Source organism: uncultured Algibacter sp. (assembly GCF_947487575.1).
Classification (GTDB): domain Bacteria; phylum Bacteroidota; class Bacteroidia; order Flavobacteriales; family Flavobacteriaceae; genus Algibacter_B.
Window position 1 is genome coordinate 63757 of record NZ_CANKXG010000001.1, and the last position, 21491, is coordinate 85247.

The window sequence follows — 21491 nt, forward strand, 5'->3', positions numbered from 1 at the left end:
TAATTTTAGTTATTCGATAAATTATTTAGTTAATTTTTATCAAATCTATATTTATGCACATTTAAATTTTGATTTTTATCATCGAAAACGTTTTCGATTTAACCGAAAACGTTTTCGATTCTTCATTTAATTATTATATTTAGTCTTTAAATTAAAGATATGAAACCTGTAACATTAAAAGAAATTGCAGAACAATTAAATATATCTGTTACTACAGTTTCAAAAGCCTTAAAAGATTACCCCGATGTTAGTAAAAAAACTAAAGGCTTAGTAAAAGAATTAGCTAAAACGTTAAACTATAAACCCAATACTTTTGCTGTTAATCTTAGAACTAAAGAATCTAAGACTATAGGCTTAATAATACCCGTAATTGTACATCATTTTTTTTCAAATGTGATTAAAGGCATTATTTCACAAGCTGAAAAAAAGGGGTATTTGGTTATCATTCTTCAATCTAATGAATCTTATGAACTAGAAAAAAAACAAATTGATTTGTTACTAAGTCAACGAGTTGACGGTATTCTTATTTCTTTAGCAAATGGAACAGCAGATTTTAGTCACTTAAACCAAATTATCGATCAAGAAAAACCTTTGGTTATGTTTGATAAGATTGCGAAAATAGTAAAATGCTCTAAAGTTATAATTGATGACCGAAAAGCTGCTTATTTAGCAACGCAGCATTTAATAGATATAGGTTGTAAACGTATTGCTCATTTTAGAGGTGCACTTTTACCTCAAAATTCTATAGATAGATTTCTAGGTTACAAAAAAGCTTTATTAGACAATAATCTTCCTTATGACCCTTCTTTAGTTTACATCTGTGAATGTGGAGATATGAGTTTTGAAGAAGGCAAAAAAAATGCAAAACAGCTATTAATAGAACATAATGATGTTGATGGTATTTTTATTAATACAGATTTAGTAGCCATTGGAGCTATGACTGAATTTAATAACCAAGGTGTGAAAATTCCAGAAGATATAAGTATAGTCGGATTTAGTAATTGGTTTATGTCATCAGTAATATCTCCAACCTTAACGACTATTGACCAACCTGGTTTTAAAATGGGAAAAACCGCTTTTAAACAACTTTACAAAGAAATTAAAGCAATAAAAAATGAAAAACCTAAACCTCCCAAGGTCATTACACTTGATACGGCATTAATTGAAAGAGAATCAACAAGAAAATAATATGTTTATTCTTTTAAAAAATTGATGTTTCTTTTTAATCCTGAAAATTTGGTGCGTTTTACGGCAGATTTTTTAAACACTTTTTGAAAAGTGACTTCGGTAATTTCTTCCCAATCTTTTTTAGACATTGAAAGTAATTCAGGATGCGGATTAAATAAAGGTTCTTTATGCGATTTTGAGAATCGATTCCATGGGCAAACATCTTGACATACATCACACCCAAACATCCAATCGTCCATTTTACCTTTAAACTCTGAGGGAATATTTTCTTTTAATTCTATAGTGAAATAAGAAATACATTTGCTCCCATCAACCACATAAGGTTCGGTTATTGCCTCTGTAGGGCAAGCATCTATACATGCTGTGCATGTTCCACAATGGTCAGTAGTTACCATATCATATTCCAAATCTAAATCGATAATTAATTCAGCTATAAAATAAAAAGAACCTACTTGTTGGGATAATAAATTACTGTGCTTTCCAATCCAACCTAAGCCTGATTTTGCTGCCCAAGCTTTGTCTAAAACGGGTGCCGAATCTACAAATGCTCTACCACCTACTTCTCCAATTTCATCTTGAATGAAGTGCAATAATGATTTGAGCTTGTCTTTTATGACGAAATGATAATCGTTTCCATAAGCATATTTCGAAATTCTGAAGCTGTCTTTACTTTGTTCTTCTGAAGGAAAATAATTTAATAACAAAGACACTACACTTTTTGAACCTTCAACCAATTTAGTTGGATCTAAGCGTTTATCAAAATGGTTTTCCATGTACTGCATTTGTCCATGCATATTATTATTTAACCATTTTTCTAACCTTGGTGCTTCCTCTTCTAAAAATTCAGCTTTACTAATACCACAAGATAAAAAACCGAGGCGTTTTGCTTCGGTTTTGATTAGTTGTGTGTATTTTGATTTGTTATTCACTTTTTTAATTGACTTCGACTGCGCTCAGTCTGACAATATAAATTAGTTTAAAATAATCCGCCTTGAATATTGTTTTTCACTTTCCCTAAATGTTTATAGGCTTGCTCGGTTACTTCTCGTCCACGAGGTGTTCGCATAATAAATCCTTGTTGTATTAAAAAAGGCTCGTAAACCTCCTCAATAGTTTCTGGACTTTCACTTACAGCAGTAGCAATGGTACTAATTCCTACTGGACCGCCTTTAAACTTATCAATAATGGTTATTAGTATTTTGTTATCCATTTCATCCAATCCATGAGCATCAACATTTAAGGCCTCTAAAGCATATTTAGCAATTTTAATATCTATACTTCCATTACCTTTTATCTGAGCAAAATCTCGGACACGACGTAATAATGCATTAGCAATTCGCGGTGTACCACGACTCCTACTTGCAATTTCTATAGCTGCCTCCATGGTAATTGGTACATCCAAAATGGTTGCACTTCGCTGTACAATGGTAGTTAGTAAATCTGTTTTATAATATTGTAATCTACTTTGAATACCAAAACGGGCACGCATTGGAGCTGTTAGTAAACCTGAACGTGTAGTTGCTCCAATTAAAGTAAAAGGATTAAGGTTGATTTGAACCGTTCTTGCGTTAGGTCCAGTTTCAATCATGATATCAATTTTATAATCTTCCATTGCTGAGTACAAATACTCCTCTACAATGGGGCTTAATCGATGTATTTCATCTATAAATAAAACGTCTCGTTCTTCAAGATTGGTAAGTAATCCTGCAAGATCCCCTGGTTTATCTAAAACAGGACCCGAAGTTACTTTTATACCAACTTCTAATTCATTGGCTAAAATATGAGCCAATGTTGTTTTTCCTAATCCAGGAGGGCCATGAAACAATGTATGATCTAAAGCTTCGGTTCTTAAATTTGCAGCTTGAACGAATATTTGAAGATTTTCCAGTACCTGATCTTGACCTGTGAAGTCATCGAATGACAAGGGTCTTAACTTTCTTTCTACATCTAATTCTTCAGGTGAAAAATTGTCGTCTGTTGGATCTAGGTTTTCGTTCATATCAACTTCCTGCGAAAGCAGGAATCTTATTTAATTAACTAGCGCTTTTAAAAAGTAGATTTCTGCCTTCGCAGGAATGACAAAAAGTTCAGTAATAGCAAATATAAACAAAAAGCCTTTCCGAATTGGAAAGGCTTTTCAAATATTTGGTTGGTGTTTTTGGTTAATTATTTCAAAATTGTAAACTCACAACGTCTATTAATATCGTATTCTCTATCATCACAAATACCTTCTTTAACACACGCATTGAGTGGTTGCATTTCACCATAACCAATACTTTTTAATCGGTTTCGTTCAATGCCTTGACTTACTAAATACTCAAGTGTTGAAGCGGCACGGGCTTTAGATAAATCTAAATTGTATTGATCGGGTCCGCGAGCATCCGTATGTGCAGATACTTCAACTTCCATTGATGGGTATTTTTTCATTAAATCAACAAGAACATTTAAAGTAGTTGCTGCATCTTCACGGATAATAGCTTCATCAAAATCAAAGAAAATTTTATCTAGCTCAACCTGTACAACTTGTTCTGTTCCTTTGTCTTTTTCTTTAACACGTTCTTCAGCATCTGCAAACGATTCTAAATTTAAATAAATATCGTGTTGCACTTTCCCTTTACTATCTGTAGAAAACTCAACATCTTGAGGAATATAAGCTTTCCTAGTTCCTCTAACTTTATATTTTTTATTAGGTTCTATTTTGAAAATATAATAAGCATCATCTCCAACAATAGTATCTTGAATTACAGTATCAGATTCATCAAATAAGGTTACTAATGACCCTCCTAATAATGACTTACTATTTAAATCTTGCACTACACCTTCTACTTGATATATTGTTAATGGGTTTATTTGTCTTGCAAAACCAAATAATCTATCATAGCCTGTTCTGTTAGAAGACAAATATCCTTTGTTGTTCTTCTCTCTAATCACATATGCAAAATCATCTAAATTACTGTTTATAGAACTTCCTAAATTTACAGGTTTATCAAATGCATCATTAACCATATTACTTCTAAATACATCTAATCCGCCATAACCTAAATGTCCGATTGAAGAAAAGTACAACACATTAAACTCACTAATAAAAGGAAATTGTTCTCTGTGTTTTGTATTAATTGTTTCTCCTAAGTTTTCTGGCTCTCCATAAGTACCATCATCATTAATTGAAACTCTATAAATATCAAAACTTCCATAAGTTCCTGGCATATCACTAGCAAAATAAAGTGTTTTTCCATCTTTACTTAGCGCTGGGTGCTCTGTACTATATGCATCTGAGGTGAACGGTAATGCGGTAACATTGGTCCATAAACTATCTACTTTTTCGGCTTTGTAAATTTTGATGTGAGCAATACGCTCTTCATCCGTTTTCTTACGTGTTGTATTTGTTCTATTGAAATACATAGTTTTACCATCTTTAGTAAATACTGCATTACTTTCATGTGAACTTGTATTTATTGCTTCAGAAAATGGTTGGATATCTTCTAAAACATTTTGACTTGTAATAGTGGCACTATATAAATCTAAATATGGCAGATTGTTCCATGCATAATCTGGATTTTCAGAATTTCTTCCAGAAGCAAAAGCCACTTTATCATCACCATAAAATGTTAAACCAAAATCGCTACTTGAATTTTTATTTTCAATTTGTTTTAGTTTAAAAGTATGCGGCGTTGTTTTATCTGTTTGACCTATAAAAGCTAATGTATTAATTTGCTTATTATAATATCTACTTAAATGTTTATCGGCATCTTTATATTCTTTAACACCTTTTAGAGCCTGAGCAAATCTGAAATGATATTCTATATCAATAGAATCTCCATATTCTACAAATAACTCTCGGTAGGTTTTAATAGCCTTTTGAATACTCGTGTTATAATAATAACTATCTCCTAAATTTTGAAGTACTTCTTGATTGCGCTCTTTAGTTTCATAAAGTTCCGCAGCATCTTTATATGCGCGTATTTCAAAAAGCTTATTTGCTCGTTTCAAATTTTTCTTTTGTGCATGTGCCATTCCACTAACTAATAAAAGGCCTGCAAGTATGTATATATATTTTTTCATGTTTTCCTAGTATTAAATTGTTAGAAGAATCTTGGTGAACGATCATATCCACTTTTAAATCCGAATAAATCGACATCAAACAGAATGAATATTTCGTGTGACCCTGAATTAAAATCACCTAAGTTAGTAGTTGTATAATCATAAGCATAACCTATTCTAAGCTCTGGTGTAATTCTAAAGTTTACTAAAGCACTTATAGCATCATCTAAACGATAACCTAAACCAGCTTCTAGTTTTTCATTAATTAACACATTTGCCGTAACATCAATAGCCATCGGAGCTCCTTTTACACCTCTTGCCATAAATGCTGGCTTTAGTTTTACGTTTTTATTAATATCAAAAACATATCCACCGGTTAAAAAGTAGTGTACATTTTGAACACCAGTTGCTATAATTCCGCTTTCATCTTCCAAATGCTTTGTTGAAAGCATGTTTGGTGCCGATAACCCTAAATAATAATTATCTGTAAAAAAGAAAGCACCAATACCTAAATTTGGAAAGGCTTTACTAGTATTTTCGTTGAAAGCAACATCCAGTCCATTATTTACGTTTCCAGATTGCAATTGAAATCCATTAAAATTGGTATCAAAAAGTGTTACACCTGCTTTTATACCAAAAGATATTTTACTTTCTATACCTACTGGTAACACATATGCAACATCTGCATATATGTTATTTTCGTTTACGACATCACCTATGTTATCATTGGTAAATGAGATTCCCATCTCAATTTTATCGTTAATAGGTGTATGAGCAAAAAAGCTTCCTGTTTTTGGAGCACCTTCAATGCCAACCCATTGCGTTCTGTAAAGTCCTCCTATATTTAATATCCCTTCTTCCGCAGTAGCGTAAGCCGGATTAATAACACTCATATTATACATATATTGAGTGAATTGAGGATCTTGTTGAGCGTTACCTTGAAAAGACAGTATCATTATACTTAACAAAGCAGCTATTTTATGATATATATTTAAATTTTTCATGTTTTTAAATTTTGCTTTATATAAACTATCTGCTTAAGTATAAGCGTCCTTGTTCTGGTTTATTTTCGCCATCATTGAAGTTGAAAATGTAGAAGTACACTCCTACTGGTAAATTGCCTTTTGAAATGACTCTTGATTGATTTGAAGTTCCATCAAATCGCGGTGAATTCGCATTTCCTTTATAAACAATATTTCCATTTCTATTATAAATTTCCATTTCAAAGTTTGGAAATAAAATGGCTAGATTATCTACATCGAATGTATCGTTTACGCCATCTGCATTTGGAGAGAATCCATCTGGAATTTCTAATTTACCACAAGCGGTTAGGTCTGGAATAACTTCTAAACGTATACTACTTTCACAACCAGTTACTTGGTCTACCAATGCAACGTAATACGTAATATTGGTTAACAAATCACTTTCTGAGTAAGCTGAACCTCCTGTTAATGTATCATACCACCTTAGATTACCTAAAGCACTGTCATGCTCTGCAATATTTGACGATAACGTGCTAATAGTAGGATTGTCATTGATACAATACTCTAAAGTTGGGTCATCTAATGTTGGGGTTGGGGTATCGTTAATCGTAACATTAATTTGCTCTGATGAAGACTCACATCCTGTACTATTAGTTTGCGTTAAATAATAATCTTCTCCATCTACCAAAGCTTCGGTGCCTGCTAAAGGAAAGGTTAAAGCGGCATCTTCATACCAGTTTATAGTTCCTGCTGAGCTAACTAAACTTTCTAAATCCGAAACAATAGAATTATCAACTAAACAAAATTCAGGATTATTATTTGTTACTGTCGGGGTTGGTGTATCATTAACTATAACTGTGATTTCGGCAGTTGAATCTGTTGAACATGGTCCTGATGCAAAAACTGTATAAGTATAAACTCCAGCTGGATCAATACTTGGGTTAAATTGGTCGGTAACACCTGTACCACTAAAAGTCCATGTTCCTCCACTTTGCGCATCTGCACTTAAAAATGTAGATAAATCTGTAATACCATCAATAACACAAATTGGAGCGGTATTATCGCTTCCTGCATTTGGTGCAAGAGTTACTGCAACATTAATATCACTACTAAAAGTTCCACAAGAATTTTCTAATGTATAGGTATATGTTCCTGGTGCATCTATTAAAGGGTCAAAAATTCCAGAATTAGTTAAAGTTGGATTCCAAGACCCTCCAGTTTCAGGAGTACCACCTAATTGGTCAAATAAATTTACCGTTCCATTATTGCTACAAAGGTTCAGTGGCGTACCATCTGTTCCTGCATCTAACGGCTCTTCAATAGTAACAGTTATTGTCGTACTAGCATCAACACATGGCGCTGAAGCTATTATATAATAAGTAAATTGATAATTATTAGCACTTAAAGCTGTAACATCATACATAGTTGGGTCTACTATTACTGTTCCAGAATTATCTGAACCTTCATACCATGTTCCGCCAGTATCTTCAGTACCGTCTAAACCAATAGTTAAATCTATTGTAGAATCATTACACGCAACAATTGGTGTTGCGTTTGGACCTCCTGCATTCGGTGTTTGATAAATAAATGCTGTTACTGCAGTTCTTATTGAAGATTCGCATCCTGTTGTTGCATCAGTTTGAGATGCATAATAAATTTGAGCATCAACCAAAACTGTAGTATCTGTTAAAAGATTGCCTCCTGTGTCTGCATCATACCATTGAATGGTTGTTCCTGTAGCAACTAAATCGGCTACAGTTGCGGTATCACAAAACTCTTGTGGAGTTACTGCTGTAGGTGCCGGCGTATCATTAATAATAATACTTACTGTTACGTTTACGTCATCACAAGAGTCAATAGCATCAACATCATAAGTAAAATCATATGTTCCTGTTACAAGACCATCTAAAGTAACCGTATTACCCGATAATGCTCCTGAAGCATCATCATCATTCCACGTTCCAGTTTGGTCTTCATCAGTCAATAAATCAAATAAATTATACGTTTGACCTGTTGTTATTTCTGCTAAACAAAATTCAACTGGGGCATTTGCTATTCCTGATTCTGGGGCATCTTCTATGAGAATACCAACCGTTGTTGTATTGCTACACATGCTTGAATCTATAACTTCATAAGTATATTGATTATTCCCTAGGCCTAATACTGATAAATCTATAATATTAGTAATTGTTGTTCCTGAATTATCTACACCTGTATACCATTGACCTCCTGAATCAACAGTACCACTTAACAATGAAAACAAATCAAAACTTGTATTACTTAAGGCTGGGTCATTTTCACAAAACGTTTGATTATCTGCTGTACCTGCATTTGGTAAAGGGTTGATAATAATACTTACTACAACATCAACGTCGTCACATGACATTATAGGATCAATATCAAATGTAAAATCGTAAGTCCCATCTGTATAACCAGATAAATCTACATTACTAGGATCTGGCACTATTGCAGATATTGTATTATTTGTCCATACTCCTGTTCCGCTTTCTCCATCTATTAAGCTGTATAAATCAAAACTTGCTGGTGCCGAACCTACACAATAATCTGGAAAAGTTGCTACTGGTGTTCCTGATTCTGGTGCTTCTTCGATAATTATTGCAACGGTTGAACTATTTGTACAATCATTTGCATCTGTTATACTATATGTGAAATTATAGGTATCAACTACTAATTGACTTAAATCTAATGTATTGACGGTTAATGCTCCTGATATAGGATTAGTACTATCATCAGTCCAAGTTCCTCCTGAATCAACAGTACCACTTAACAATGAAAACAAATCAAAACTTGTATTACTTAAGGCTGGGTCGTTTTCACAAAATGGTGGTGGATTGTTTGGTGTGCCTGTATTTGGTAAAGGGTTAATAATAATACTTACTATAACATCAACATCGTCACATGAATCTATTGGGTCAATATCAAATGTAAAATCATAAGTACCGTCTGTATAGCTAGATAAATCTAAATTACTAGGATCTGGCACTATTGCAGATGTTGTATTATTTGTCCATACTCCTGTTCCGCTTTCTCCTTCTATTAAGCTGTATAAATCAAAACTTGCTGGTGCAGTACCTTCGCAAAACTCTACTGGTGTGTTTGCTGTTCCAGACTCTGGTGCAGGTTCAATAGTTATTGTTATTGGTTCAGTATCAGAACATACCCCATTATCAATTGTATAATTATATGTATAAGGACTGCCAGTTACTGTTAGTATTGTAAGATCTAAAGAATTAGAAATAGTATTATTACTTGAGTCTGTCCAAGTACCACTATTGTTATCTTGAGAGCCGTCTAATGCGTCAAATAAATTGTATGGTGAATTTGAGGCTAAATCGTTTTCACAAAATTCATCATTTAAAGCATTCCCTGCATCCGGATCTTGAAGTACAATAATTTGTACTGTTGTAGATTCTTCTGGACATGGATTAGGTGATATATTTTGTGTATATGTAAAATTATATATTCCTGGTGTAAAAGCACCTGTAGTTAAATCTATTGGAGATGTAACTACTGGATCTGTACTTGAAGTACCTTGTGTCCATTGTCCATCAGGGTCATGATTTTCTATTAATGTAAATAAATCAAAGTCCGTTGGTAATCCTGACTCACAAAACGATGCTGGATTTACTGCTGAAGGAGTTCCTGAAGAAAGTGTTTCATAAACTGTAATGGTTACAGTTGAAACACCATCAGGACAAACACCATTGCTCGGAACTGTATATGTGAAAGTATAAATTCCTGCCGTTGTTAATGTTGAAATATTTACTGTACCGTTATGTCCATTTGTAGTTGTTAATGGCCCTGACCAAGATCCAGTTGTGTCTTTTGGCCCTCCTAATTCATCAAATAAATCAAAATTTGAAACTGGTAAGCTATCATTACAATATTCTAATGTACTTGATGTTCCTGGGTTAACAGGGTCATCAATTGAAACTATAACTGCCACAGGGTCACTAACACAAACAAAACTATCAACTTGAACATAATAAGTCCCATTTGATAAAAGATCTGAAGGTGATAAAGAAGGTGGAATTGGATCTCCAGAAACATCTAAATTTTCATACCAAAAATAAGTATCTATAGTACCTGGGTTTAATTCTGCAACTGTTGGATTTGTATCAGAACAAAATTCCTGATTACTAGGAGGTGTAGGGTCACTAGGAGAATTACTTACTACTATTCTAGAACTCTCTATTTGACTTTTACATCCAATATTATCAACAAATATAATATAATGATTTACAGTGCTACTTGATATAACATCTGTAGAAATTACTTGACTTGTTAATGCAACATCAGTATAAATTTCTACTGAGCCACCAGAAGGAATACTAGTCAATAAAACTTCATCAATATAAACTTGATAGGTAGCATTTTGATTACTGCAATACACACGATCTAAAATTCGTGATGAAGAATCAATTGTAAAGTCTATTGTTACTGAGGCTCTAACTCCACAAGTTCCAGAGTTATCATCGGCATAATAAACACCCTCTTGAACTAATTCATTTGGGTTAAACGGGCTTCCTCCAGTTAACATATCATACCATACAATACCACTGCCCAGATCGGTAGCAAAAGCATTTAAATCGTTAAACGTATAGCCAGAAGCATCGCAAATAGGAGGCGGGCTTGGGTTAGTTACTGTTGGGCATTGAGAAAATCCTGAATAGGTCATCCCAAATAACAACACATAAAAAAATGCATAGCTTAAAGCATTCCTTCGAGTAGGTTTGGTTTTCATAGTTGAAAATTTAAAAACTTATTATTAATAGCTTTAAAACAATTATATCTTAAAATTTATAGTTATAAGATAAATATTGAAATAATTACGTATGCAATTTAACTGATTTTTTTGTATTTCATCGAGTTTTTACAAACTATTTTACATTTTATCGAAAAAATACGCATTTAAACAGAAAAACCCACCTAAAATAGGTGGGTTTCAAATATGTAAGAGTAATAATATGTTCTTAATTAATGTTGAAGTTCTTCTTCTCCGTCCTTTAAAGGAATATTTTGCGGTACAAAATCAACGTCATGGCCTGGTTTACTATAATCATAAGCCCAACGGTATACATGAGGAATTTCTCCTGGCCAGTTACCATGAATGTGTTCAACAGGTGCTGTCCATTCTAATGTAGTAGATTTCCATGGGTTTTGAACTGTTTTCTTTCCAAAGAAAATACTACTGAAGAAATTGTACAAATAAACTATTTGAACTACTCCACCTACTAAAGCAAATATGGTAATTATTACATTCACATTAGCCAAGTCGTCAAATAATGGAAAATTACTGTTAGTATAGTAACGTCGTGGTAATCCTGCCATACCTATAAAATGCATAGGAAAGAACACTCCATAAGCACAGACTGCAGTAATCCAGAAGTGAATATATCCAAGATTTTTATTTAGCATACGTCCAAACATTTTTGGATACCAATGATAAATCCCAGCAAACATTCCGTAAAGTGCAGATATACCCATTACTAAGTGGAAGTGCGCTACAACAAAATACGTATCGTGTACATTAATATCTAAAGCACTATCCCCTAATATAATTCCTGTTAAACCACCAGTTATAAATGTTGATACAAAACCAATAGAGAATAACATGGCAGGGTTCATTTGTAGATTACCTTTCCAGAGTGTTGTTATCCAGTTAAAGGCCTTCACAGCCGATGGAATTGCAATTAATAACGTTGTAAATGTAAATACAGAACCTAAGAATGGATTCATTCCAGAAATAAACATATGGTGTCCCCATACAATTGTCGAAAGAAAAGCAATCGCTAATATAGAAGCAATCATTGCACGATAACCAAAAATAGGTTTACGCGAATTCGATGCCATAATTTCAGAAACCAGACCCATTGCTGGTAAGATTACAATATATACTTCTGGGTGACCTAAGAACCAAAATAAGTGTTCAAATAATACAGGCGATCCTCCTTGATAGTGCAATACTTCACCTTGAATAAATATATCAGATAGGAAGAATGAAGTTCCAAAACTTCTATCCATGATTAATAATAAAGCTGCAGATAATAATACTGGGAATGAAATAATACCAATAATAGCTGTTACAAAGAAAGCCCAAATAGTTAAAGGTAGTCTTGTCATAGACATCCCTTTAGTACGCAAGTTTATTACAGTAACTACATAGTTTAATGACCCCAGTAAAGAAGAAGCAATAAATATTGCCATAGATACCAACCACAGAGTCATACCCATACCTGAACCACCTTGTGCCATTGGTAATGCACTTAATGGTGGGTATATAGTCCATCCTGCTGAAGCTGGTCCTGCTTCAACAAATAATGAAATAACCATTATTACACTTGATAAGAAGAATAACCAATACGATACCATGTTTAAGAAACCAGATGCCATATCTCGTGCACCAATTTGTAATGGAATTAATAGATTACTAAATGTTCCACTTAACCCCGCTGTAAGTACAAAGAATACCATGATTGTACCATGAATGGTCACTAATGCTAAATAAATATCTGCATCCATAACACCACCTGGCGCCCATTTACCTAATAATGCCTCAAATAGCACATTAGGTTCTTCTGGCCATGCGATTTGCATACGAAACATCATTGACATTATAACCCCAATAACCCCCATAATAGTACCTGTAATTAAGTACTGCTTAGCAATCATTTTATGGTCCTGACTAAATATATATTTAGTTACAAACGTTTCTTTATGATGATGTCCGTGGTCGTCGTGTACGTGGTTATCTGCGTGTGCTGACATAATCTTATATCGTGTTTATCTTTTTTAAATTAGTTAACTAAAGAGTTCTTGAATTCTTTTTGTTCGGCAATCCAAGCATCATATTCCTCTTGTGATTCTACTACAATTTTCATTTGCATGTTGTAGTGTGATTTTCCACAAATTTTATTACAAAGCAATAGGTAATCAAACTCATAACGCTCTAAAGCATCTTCTCCCTTAGCGATGAGCTTTTTACTATTTTCAACCCTAATTTTATTAATGTTTTCAACTTTTTCAACCATTTGTGGTGTTTGACGCATATCAGTAGTTGTTACTGTAGGTGTAAAACCAAATTGCGTTATCATTCCAGGTACACAGTTCATTTGTGCTCTAAAATGTGGCATATAAGCTGAATGCAAAACATCTTGTGATCGCATTTTAAATAATACAGGTTTACCAACTGGTAAATGTAGTTCGTTAGTAATAACATCATCTTGAGCATTCGGGTCAGATTCATCTAATCCCAAAATATTAGCACGATCAATATCAATTAAACGAACATTTGCTTTTCCTAATGTATTATCTGCACCTCCGTATCTAGCTTTCCAGTTAAATTGTTGTGCGTACAATTCAACTACTAATGGATCATCACTTTCGTCAACACCCATGATGTTAATCCATGTACTCAATCCATAAATAATTAATCCTGCTAAAACAATAACGGGAATAATAGTCCATATAGCTTCCAATTTGTTGTTATCAGCAAAGAACAAAGCTTTTTTTCCTTTTTCACCTTTATATTTATATGCAAAATAATGTAATAAAAACTGGGTGAAAGTTTGAACAAAGAATATTAAAACCATAGATATAATCATTAGATTATCTATAGTTGGCCCATGCTCAGACGCTGAATTCGACATTAAAGGTAAATCACCCCATTTTAAGAAACACACAATAGTTATGAGATAAATGAAAGCTAAAAAGCCCATCATTAAATAACCATTTAATGTATTATCCTTATCGGTTGCTACCCCAGGGGTAGTACTTTCGTTTTTAGCTTGAGCTAAATCGAAAATCTTAACCATTTGCCAAATGGCAATTAAAATAAATACTAAAACTATAATTGTTAATAAAGCAGTCATTGGTATCGTTCGTCTTTATTTATATCTAATTAATAATGAAATTCTTCACTTTCTTTTCTAAAAGGGTATCCTTTTACAAGCAATGGTGCTTTTGTTAAAGCTGTAAATACTACAAATATGAATAACCCAGCGAAAAGCAATACTGAACTTATTTCAGGAATTCCTATAAACCATCTATCACCTACAGTAGCAGGCATAATCATATTGAAAATATCAATATAATGTCCGAATAAGATGACTAATCCTGCCATAACAACAAACCAAGGAATACGTTTGTAATCGGCATTCATTAACATTAGTATTGGGAATACAAAGTTCATGACTACCATGCCTAAGAAAGGCAATTTATAATCTTGGAAACGTGTTACAAAATATGTCACCTCTTCAGGAATATTAGAATACCATATTAACATGAATTGTGAGAACCATAAGTATGTCCAGAAAATACTGAAGGCGAACATAAATTTAGCAACATCATGCAAATGGTTTTCATTTACAAACTCTAAATAATTTCTAGATTTTAAATAAATAGTAATTAAAGCTATAACAGTAATACCACTTACAAACATACTAGCAAATACGTACCATCCAAATAATGTTGAGAACCAGTGAGGATCTACACTCATTATCCAATCCCAAGACATCATAGATTCTGTATAAATAAAGAATACTAAGAATGCCGCTGAAATACGGAATGACTTTTTAAAGTTACTTTTATCTTCAGCTGTATCTTGAGCAATAGAAAATTTTCTAGAAAATTGACGGTATGCAACCCATCCTCCAATAAATATAAGTCCTCTAATAATGAAACCCCAGATATTTAACCATCCTGTCTTTCCAGCTATAAGCTTATCGTGTGCTACTACTTCTGGATCCATCCAAATAAACAAATTGTTATGCCCAATGAAATGAGATGCAGCTGCTATTCCTAAAACTATTAAAGCCCCTGGTAATAAGTATGCTGTCATACCTTCCATAACTCTAAACAGTACAGGAGACCAACCAGCCTGTGATGCAATTTGTATCGCATAAAATGCTAAAACCCCTAATGCAATCATCATAAAGAAAAATGCCGCAACATATAATGCAGACCAAGGTCTATTTGCAATTTGGTGTTGAACGTGTTCAATGTGTTTTGCGTGTTCATCAACTTTGGCATGAGCAGTTTCTGCGTGACTTTCATCATGCTTATCAGTTGCATGTTCATCATGACTAGTAGCAGCATGAGCCACTTCTTCACCATGTCCTCCACCGTGATGTGATTCTTCTGCAAGCAAGTGCTCAACTTCTTCAAAAGATTTATGAGATGTCATAAAACCATAACCAACACCCAATGCTCCTAAAATCATTAGAATGAAAGAAAATGTCTTTAATTTATTTGAAAATGTATACATATCTATAATAATCTTATCAATCTTACTTTTCTAAATCAGCTTTTAACTTTAACACATAAGAAACTACTTGCCAACGTTCTTCTTCATTCAATTGGTTAGCATAAGATCCCATAGCGTTTTTACCATAATAAATAGTATGGTAAATACTTCCTTCGTTTATAGCTCTACCAGCGTCATCATAACTTGGAATACCAAGAATTTTTTCACGCTTAACTAGGTTTCCTTGTCCTTTACCTTTATTACCATGACAAATACCACAGTAAATATTATAAAGTTCTTTTCCTCTTTCTAAATCTACTTGAGTAGAATCAAGCGGGCTTTTTAAAGTCGCTTTTGCTAACTCATATCCTGCTGTTGAATTCTCGATATCAAAAGGAACAAAACCTCTTGGGATAGAACCTTCAGCTGGAATTTGTGCTTCAACTCCATTAGAAAATGCAGCTTCACCATAAGTTTCATATCCAGCAGACTCATACATGTTAGGCATGAATTGATAGTTTGGTGCTGTATCTTTTTTACAAGACACTGCAACTAAAACAACTGCTATTACTAATATTTTAATTAAGCTCTTCATAGTATTTATTAATGGGCTTTATCAACTAAATTAATTTCTACTGCTCCTGTTTCTGCTAATAAACTTTCAAGTTCTTTTTCATTACCATGAACTGCTATTTCCATTAAAAAATGGTCATCAGTAGTTCTTGGGTCTGGATTTTCAGCATTCTTAAAAGGCCACATTCTACTACGCAAGTAAAATGTAATTACCATTAAGTGAGCGGCAAAAAATACTGTAAGCTCAAACATAATTGGTACAAAAGCTGGCATATTCTCTATGTAGCTAAAACTTGGTTTACCACCAATGTTTTGTGGCCAATCTTCAATCATGATAAAATTCATCATCAAAATGGCTACTGTTAAACCAACTAAACCGTACATAAATGCTGTAATAGCAATACGTGTTGGTGCTAACCCCATAGCTTTGTCTAGTCCGTGAACCGGAAACGGTGTGTATATCTCTTCAATGTGATGTTTATCTGCCTTAACCTTTTTAACGGCCGACATTAAAATATCATCATCGGTATAAATAGCGTGAATAACTTTTGAAGCTTCCATTGACTATGTTTAGTTTATTAATTTTTTAGCTTGTCCTGCCCAATCATCACGTTCTGCTCTTCCTGGGAAAGATTCAGTAATTGAGTCTAACAAATCATATTCTTTTTTTGTCATCTTACTAACTTGAAGGAAGGTATAAATACCAATACTATTAAGTACGCCCTCCATTTTAGGTCCAACACCACTAATCTTCTTTAAATCATCAGCAGTTTGAGTAGCAGCATCAAAAGCACCAATGCTTCCTAACAAGTTACTCACTTTTGCTGAATTATCATCAGTTGAAGGTGTTCCCTTTTTAGCTTTTGCAGCAGGTTTAGCAACTGCATTACCAGATGTTCTTGCATCAGAACCTGTTCCTACTAAACTATCACCTCTTTCTCTAATGTTTTTATAACGCTCGCCAGAAGATTTCAAAATTGTTTTTACTTCCGCTTGAGCTATAACAGGAAACGTTCTTGAGTATAATAAGAATAATACAAAAAAGAATCCTATTGTTCCGATGAAAATTCCAATATCTACAAACGTAGGCGAAAACATCGTCCATGATGATGGTAAGTAATCTCTATGTAACGAGGTTACAATGATTACAAAACGCTCAAACCACATTCCTATATTTACTACAATAGAGATAAAGAATGAGAACATGATACTTGTTCTTAATTTCTTGAACCACATAAATTGTGGAGAGAATACGTTACAAGTCATCATTGCCCAATATGCCCACCAGTAAGGGCCAGTTGCTCTGTTTAAGAAGGCGTATTGTTCATATTCTACACCAGAATACCAAGCAATAAATAACTCGGTAATATATGCCACACCAACTATAGAACCAGTAATCATAATTACTATATTCATTAACTCGATGTGTTGTACTGTAATATAATCTTCAAGGTTACACACTTTTCTCATAATAATAAGAAGCGTGTTTACCATAGCAAATCCAGAGAATACCGCACCAGCAACAAAGTATGGTGGGAAAATTGTTGTATGCCAACCAGGAATAACTGATGTTGCGAAGTCAAACGATACAATAGTATGTACAGAAAGTACTAAAGGTGTTGCTAAACCAGCAAGAACCAATGAAACTTCTTCAAAACGTTGCCAATCTTTTGCTCTACCAGACCATCCGAAACTTAATAATGAATATATTTTCTTTTGGAAAGGTTTAATAGCTCTATCACGTAACATAGCAAAATCAGGTAATAAACCAGTCCACCAGAATACTAATGATACTGATAAATACGTTGAAATTGCAAATACATCCCAAAGTAAAGGCGAGTTAAAGTTTACCCATAACGAACCAAATTGGTTTGGAATTGGTAATACCCAGTATCCTAACCAAGGACGGCCCATGTGAATGATTGGGAATAAACCTGCTTGCACAACCGAGAAAATTGTCATTGCTTCTGCAGAACGGTTAATTGCCATTCTCCATTTTTGACGGAAAAGTAAAAGTACAGCAGAAATAAGTGTTCCTGCGTGACCAATACCAACCCACCAAACAAAGTTAGTAATATCCCAAGCCCAACCTACGGTCTTGTTTAAACCCCAAGTTCCAATACCTGTAGATATTGTGTATAAAATACATCCGATTCCCCAAAGGAAAGCTACAAGTGCTATAGAAAAGACTATCCACCATTGCTTATTTGCTTTTCCTTCTACAGGTGCTGCAACATCCACAGTAACATCGTGGTATGATTTTTCGCCTGTAACTAAGGGTCTTCTAATAGGTGCTTCGTAATGAGACGCCATAATTATATAATTGATTCTTTAATTAAATTTATGCTTCAGTTGTATTTCTCACCTTAGTATGATACTGCACATTAGGCTTAGTACCAACACTCTCTAATAAGTGATACATACGGTCATCTTTTAAAAGTTTTGCAACTTTACTGTCTTTGTCATTGATATCTCCAAAACTCATTGCGCCATTACTACAAGCAGCAGAACAAGCCGTTTGGAATTCACCATCTTTGATTTCACGTCCATCACGTTTTGCATCAAGAATAGTTTTTTGTGTTTTTTGAATACACATAGAACATTTTTCCATCACACCACGAGAACGTACTACAACATCAGGATTTAATACCATACGTCCTAAATCATCATTCATATGATAATCGAACTCATCATTTCCGTTATATAAGAACCAGTTGAAACGACGTACTTTATAAGGACAGTTGTTTGCACAATATCTTGTACCTACGCAACGGTTATATGCCATATGGTTTTGACCTTGACGACCATGTGATGTTGCTGCCACAGGACAAACTGTTTCACAAGGTGCATGGTTACAATGCTGACACATTACAGGTTGGAATGCTACTTGAGGATTCTCAGATGCATTTTCCATTTCACCAAACTCACTTAATGAGCTTCCTAATCCAGAAATATTATCTTTTTTACTGTTATCACCTTCAAAAGATTCTTCAGATGAATAATATCTATCTATACGTAACCAGTGCATATCGCGGCTACGACGTACTTCAGTTTTACCAACTACAGGTACATTATTTTCAGCATGACAAGCAATAACACAAGCCCCACATCCTGTACAAGCATTTAAATCGATTGATAAGTTGAAGTGATGCCCAATTGAACGATCAAATTCATCCCATAAATCAACATCTGGAGAAGTAACTGGAGTTTCTTCATGATTTAATGAAACTGTTGGAACTTTATTCCATACATTTCTATCCGAAGTATTAAATATTTCTAAAGTTGTTTCTTTAATAATATCTCCACGACCCATTAAGGTATTGTGTAACTGCACCGATGCAAATTCATGCTCACCACCAGCTGACTCAATCGTTACATCTTGAACCGCATTAAAGTTTTGATAAAATACATAAGCGTTAACGCCAGTTTGCATTTCGCTTTTTAAACCTAATGTTTTTCCGTAACCTAGTGCTAATCCAACTGAACCTTTTGCTTGCCCTGGTTGAATCATTACTGGAACTTTTAATGTTGCTCCACTTACAGTTACATTAGCATAACTACCATTCAATGCACCATTTGCAACGTGTGTATTGGTTAACCCTTTAGCATCAGCATCAGCCTTTGAAATGGTTAAGTAGTTATCCCAAGATGTTCTTGATAAAGGGTCAGGAAATTCCTGTAACCATGGGTTGTTGGCTTGTTGCCCATCACCCATACCTACTTTGGTATATAAAGTTAATTCTAATTCTGAATTCGTTTTTGCAGAAGCTGCTAAGGCTCTAGCTGCATTTCCTGAAGGCGCTTCAGCTGATTCTTCAGCATTTGAAGTTTCTTCAGTTTCAGTAGCAATTGTTCCAACAAAAACACCATCGTGCAATGCTTTATTAAAAGAACCTCCACTTAAAATTCCAGTTCCCCAAGTTTCTTTAATATAATCATGGTAAGAAACATCATTTCCTGTCCATTTTAATAAAGCTTCTTGAAATTGTCTGGTATCAAATAAAGGACGAATTGTTGGTTGTGTTAAACCATAATGTCCTTTCTTGATTTCAACATCACCCCAAGATTCTAGGTAATGTGGTGCTGCTGCGATATATTGCGCTTCCGAAGACGTTTCGTCTGCTTTCATGGAAAACGCCACAGATAATTCTACTTTTTTCAATCCTTCAGCAAAATCTGAAGCATTTGGCAAGGTATAAATCGGATTTACTCCACTCATTATAAGTGCTCCAACACGTCCTGCTTTCATATCACCAACTAATCTCGCCACAGCAACATCGCTACCTTGTCTTGTTTTTATTGGAGATGCTTTATCAAAAGCCTTACTTGATAAAGCTTCATTTATTTCTAAAGCAACTGTTTGTGCGTTAACATCTTGAATTCCTGTAACCACTAAACCTTTGCTCCCAGCTTTTTTAAGTTGAGAGGCTGCCTTTTTAAGGTCATCGTCAATGTTAACAGGCAACGTTCCTGAAACAGAACCTCCTACAACATAACTATATAATTTAGCTAAAGCTAGTTTTTGTTGTGTTGGTGTTAACGGTACACGTTTATCAGCATTCGCTCCAGTTAAAGACATATTAGACTCAAACTGAATGTGCTTAGACATTTTACCATGATCCGGCACTCTATTTTTAGAATACCCAGAATCAAATCCACCACCTTGCCAATCTCCTAAGAAATCTGCACCAACAGAAACGATGGTCATTGCTTTAGCAAAATCGTAATTGGCCAATGCCCGTTCCCCATATTTAGCTTGGTATGCATCAAGTGCAGTAGATTCTGAAACAGCATCATAAACTACATGACTAACGTTACCATATTTTTCTTTAAATTCAGAAATCAACTTACTTGTAGATGGGCTAGCAAACGTTTGTGTTAATAACACAATGTTTTTATTAGCCGCAGCAATATTTGTTAATTTCTCAGAAGTTTCAGCATCAAAATCACTCCAAGAAATAGACTCACCAGCTTTTTTTGGCCCTTGAACTCTTAAGCTATCATACAATCCTAAAACCGAAGCATTAACTCTAGCATTTGCATTACCATTGGTAGCAGCAAGCGTATTATTTTCAATTTTAATTGGACGCCCCTCTCGGGTTTTTACTAAAACACTAGCAAAATCAAATCCATCAGCAATTGAAGTGGCATAATAATTGGCAACACCTGGAATAATCTCTGTTGGTTGTACTATGTATGGTATTGATTTTTTCACAGGACCCTCACAAGCCGCTAAAGAAGCCGCAGCCGTACTAAATCCTACATATTTTAAGAAATCGCGACGCGTAGTAGATGTTTCTTCTAATGTTTCTTTATCACCTAAAAATTCATCAGTAGGAATCTCTGCTACAAACTCGTTTTGTTTTAGCGTCTCAACAATAGAGCTGTTTTCGTTTAGCTCTTCAACACTTTTCCAGTATTTCTTGTTTGATGACATATTA

At 34.2% G+C, this 21491-nt stretch carries 13 protein-coding genes; 1 reads left to right on the forward strand and 12 read right to left on the reverse strand.

Annotation, left to right across the window (positions count from 1 at the left end):
• Positions 1-159: 159 nt before the first annotated feature.
• Positions 160-1188, forward strand: coding sequence for a LacI family DNA-binding transcriptional regulator (locus Q0870_RS00275; protein WP_298550044.1), 1029 nt, complete (start codon positions 160-162; stop codon positions 1186-1188).
• 5 nt (positions 1189-1193) lie between these two features.
• Here Q0870_RS00275 and queG read toward each other — a convergent pair whose 3' ends face one another.
• The 12 genes from queG to Q0870_RS00335 form a co-directional block, all read right to left on the reverse strand.
• Positions 1194-2117 (reverse strand): tRNA epoxyqueuosine(34) reductase QueG, encoded by a 924-nt coding sequence (gene queG, locus Q0870_RS00280; RefSeq protein WP_298550046.1) that lies wholly within the window; start codon positions 2115-2117, stop codon positions 1194-1196.
• Between the two features lie 47 nt (positions 2118-2164).
• Positions 2165-3187, reverse strand: a complete 1023-nt coding sequence (gene ruvB / locus Q0870_RS00285; protein WP_298550047.1) for a Holliday junction branch migration DNA helicase RuvB — start codon at positions 3185-3187, stop codon at positions 2165-2167.
• Between the two features lie 167 nt (positions 3188-3354).
• Positions 3355-5250, reverse strand: a complete 1896-nt coding sequence (locus tag Q0870_RS00290) for an OmpA family protein (RefSeq protein ID WP_298550048.1) — start codon at positions 5248-5250, stop codon at positions 3355-3357.
• Between the two features lie 20 nt (positions 5251-5270).
• On the reverse strand, positions 5271-6233 hold the full coding sequence (locus Q0870_RS00295; protein WP_298550049.1) for a type IX secretion system membrane protein PorP/SprF: 963 nt from the start codon (positions 6231-6233) through the stop codon (positions 5271-5273).
• Between the two features lie 25 nt (positions 6234-6258).
• Positions 6259-10977: a gliding motility-associated C-terminal domain-containing protein gene (locus Q0870_RS00300; protein ID WP_298550050.1), complete on the reverse strand. Its 4719-nt coding sequence runs from the start codon at positions 10975-10977 to the stop codon at positions 6259-6261.
• Between the two features lie 233 nt (positions 10978-11210).
• Positions 11211-13001, reverse strand: coding sequence for a cbb3-type cytochrome c oxidase subunit I (locus tag Q0870_RS00305; RefSeq protein ID WP_298550052.1), 1791 nt, complete (start codon positions 12999-13001; stop codon positions 11211-11213).
• Between the two features lie 29 nt (positions 13002-13030).
• Positions 13031-14104 (reverse strand): cytochrome c oxidase subunit II, encoded by a 1074-nt coding sequence (locus tag Q0870_RS00310; RefSeq protein WP_298550053.1) that lies wholly within the window; start codon positions 14102-14104, stop codon positions 13031-13033.
• Positions 14105-14133: 29 nt separating this feature from the next.
• The gene (locus Q0870_RS00315; protein WP_298550054.1) at positions 14134-15498 is read right to left on the reverse strand and encodes a quinol:cytochrome C oxidoreductase; all 1365 of its coding nucleotides are present in this window, start codon (positions 15496-15498) and stop codon (positions 14134-14136) included.
• 22 nt (positions 15499-15520) lie between these two features.
• Positions 15521-16072: a cytochrome c gene (locus Q0870_RS00320; protein ID WP_298550055.1), complete on the reverse strand. Its 552-nt coding sequence runs from the start codon at positions 16070-16072 to the stop codon at positions 15521-15523.
• Positions 16073-16080: 8 nt separating this feature from the next.
• The gene (locus tag Q0870_RS00325; RefSeq protein ID WP_298550056.1) at positions 16081-16611 is read right to left on the reverse strand and encodes a DUF3341 domain-containing protein; all 531 of its coding nucleotides are present in this window, start codon (positions 16609-16611) and stop codon (positions 16081-16083) included.
• A gap of 9 nt (positions 16612-16620) precedes the next feature.
• Positions 16621-18363: an NrfD/PsrC family molybdoenzyme membrane anchor subunit gene (nrfD, locus tag Q0870_RS00330; RefSeq protein WP_298550058.1), complete on the reverse strand. Its 1743-nt coding sequence runs from the start codon at positions 18361-18363 to the stop codon at positions 16621-16623.
• Between the two features lie 28 nt (positions 18364-18391).
• Positions 18392-21487, reverse strand: coding sequence for a TAT-variant-translocated molybdopterin oxidoreductase (locus Q0870_RS00335; protein WP_298550059.1), 3096 nt, complete (start codon positions 21485-21487; stop codon positions 18392-18394).
• Positions 21488-21491: the final 4 nt, after the last annotated feature.

What these genes read in the sequence shown, in the direction of transcription:
- Q0870_RS00275 (WP_298550044.1), top strand. Translation starts at nt 160, where the DNA reads ATGAAACCTGTAACATTAAAAGAAATTGCAGAACAATTAAATATATCT.
- ruvB (WP_298550047.1), bottom strand. Translation starts at nt 3,187, where the DNA reads ATGAACGAAAACCTAGATCCAACAGACGACAATTTTTCACCTGAAGAA.
- Q0870_RS00290 (WP_298550048.1), bottom strand. Translation starts at nt 5,250, where the DNA reads ATGAAAAAATATATATACATACTTGCAGGCCTTTTATTAGTTAGTGGA.
- Q0870_RS00295 (WP_298550049.1), bottom strand. Translation starts at nt 6,233, where the DNA reads ATGAAAAATTTAAATATATATCATAAAATAGCTGCTTTGTTAAGTATA.
- Q0870_RS00300 (WP_298550050.1), bottom strand. Translation starts at nt 10,977, where the DNA reads ATGAAAACCAAACCTACTCGAAGGAATGCTTTAAGCTATGCATTTTTT.
- Q0870_RS00305 (WP_298550052.1), bottom strand. Translation starts at nt 13,001, where the DNA reads ATGTCAGCACACGCAGATAACCACGTACACGACGACCACGGACATCAT.
- Q0870_RS00310 (WP_298550053.1), bottom strand. Translation starts at nt 14,104, where the DNA reads ATGACTGCTTTATTAACAATTATAGTTTTAGTATTTATTTTAATTGCC.
- Q0870_RS00315 (WP_298550054.1), bottom strand. Translation starts at nt 15,498, where the DNA reads ATGTATACATTTTCAAATAAATTAAAGACATTTTCTTTCATTCTAATG.
- Q0870_RS00320 (WP_298550055.1), bottom strand. Translation starts at nt 16,072, where the DNA reads ATGAAGAGCTTAATTAAAATATTAGTAATAGCAGTTGTTTTAGTTGCA.
- Q0870_RS00325 (WP_298550056.1), bottom strand. Translation starts at nt 16,611, where the DNA reads ATGGAAGCTTCAAAAGTTATTCACGCTATTTATACCGATGATGATATT.
- nrfD (WP_298550058.1), bottom strand. Translation starts at nt 18,363, where the DNA reads ATGGCGTCTCATTACGAAGCACCTATTAGAAGACCCTTAGTTACAGGC.
- Q0870_RS00335 (WP_298550059.1), bottom strand. Translation starts at nt 21,487, where the DNA reads ATGTCATCAAACAAGAAATACTGGAAAAGTGTTGAAGAGCTAAACGAA.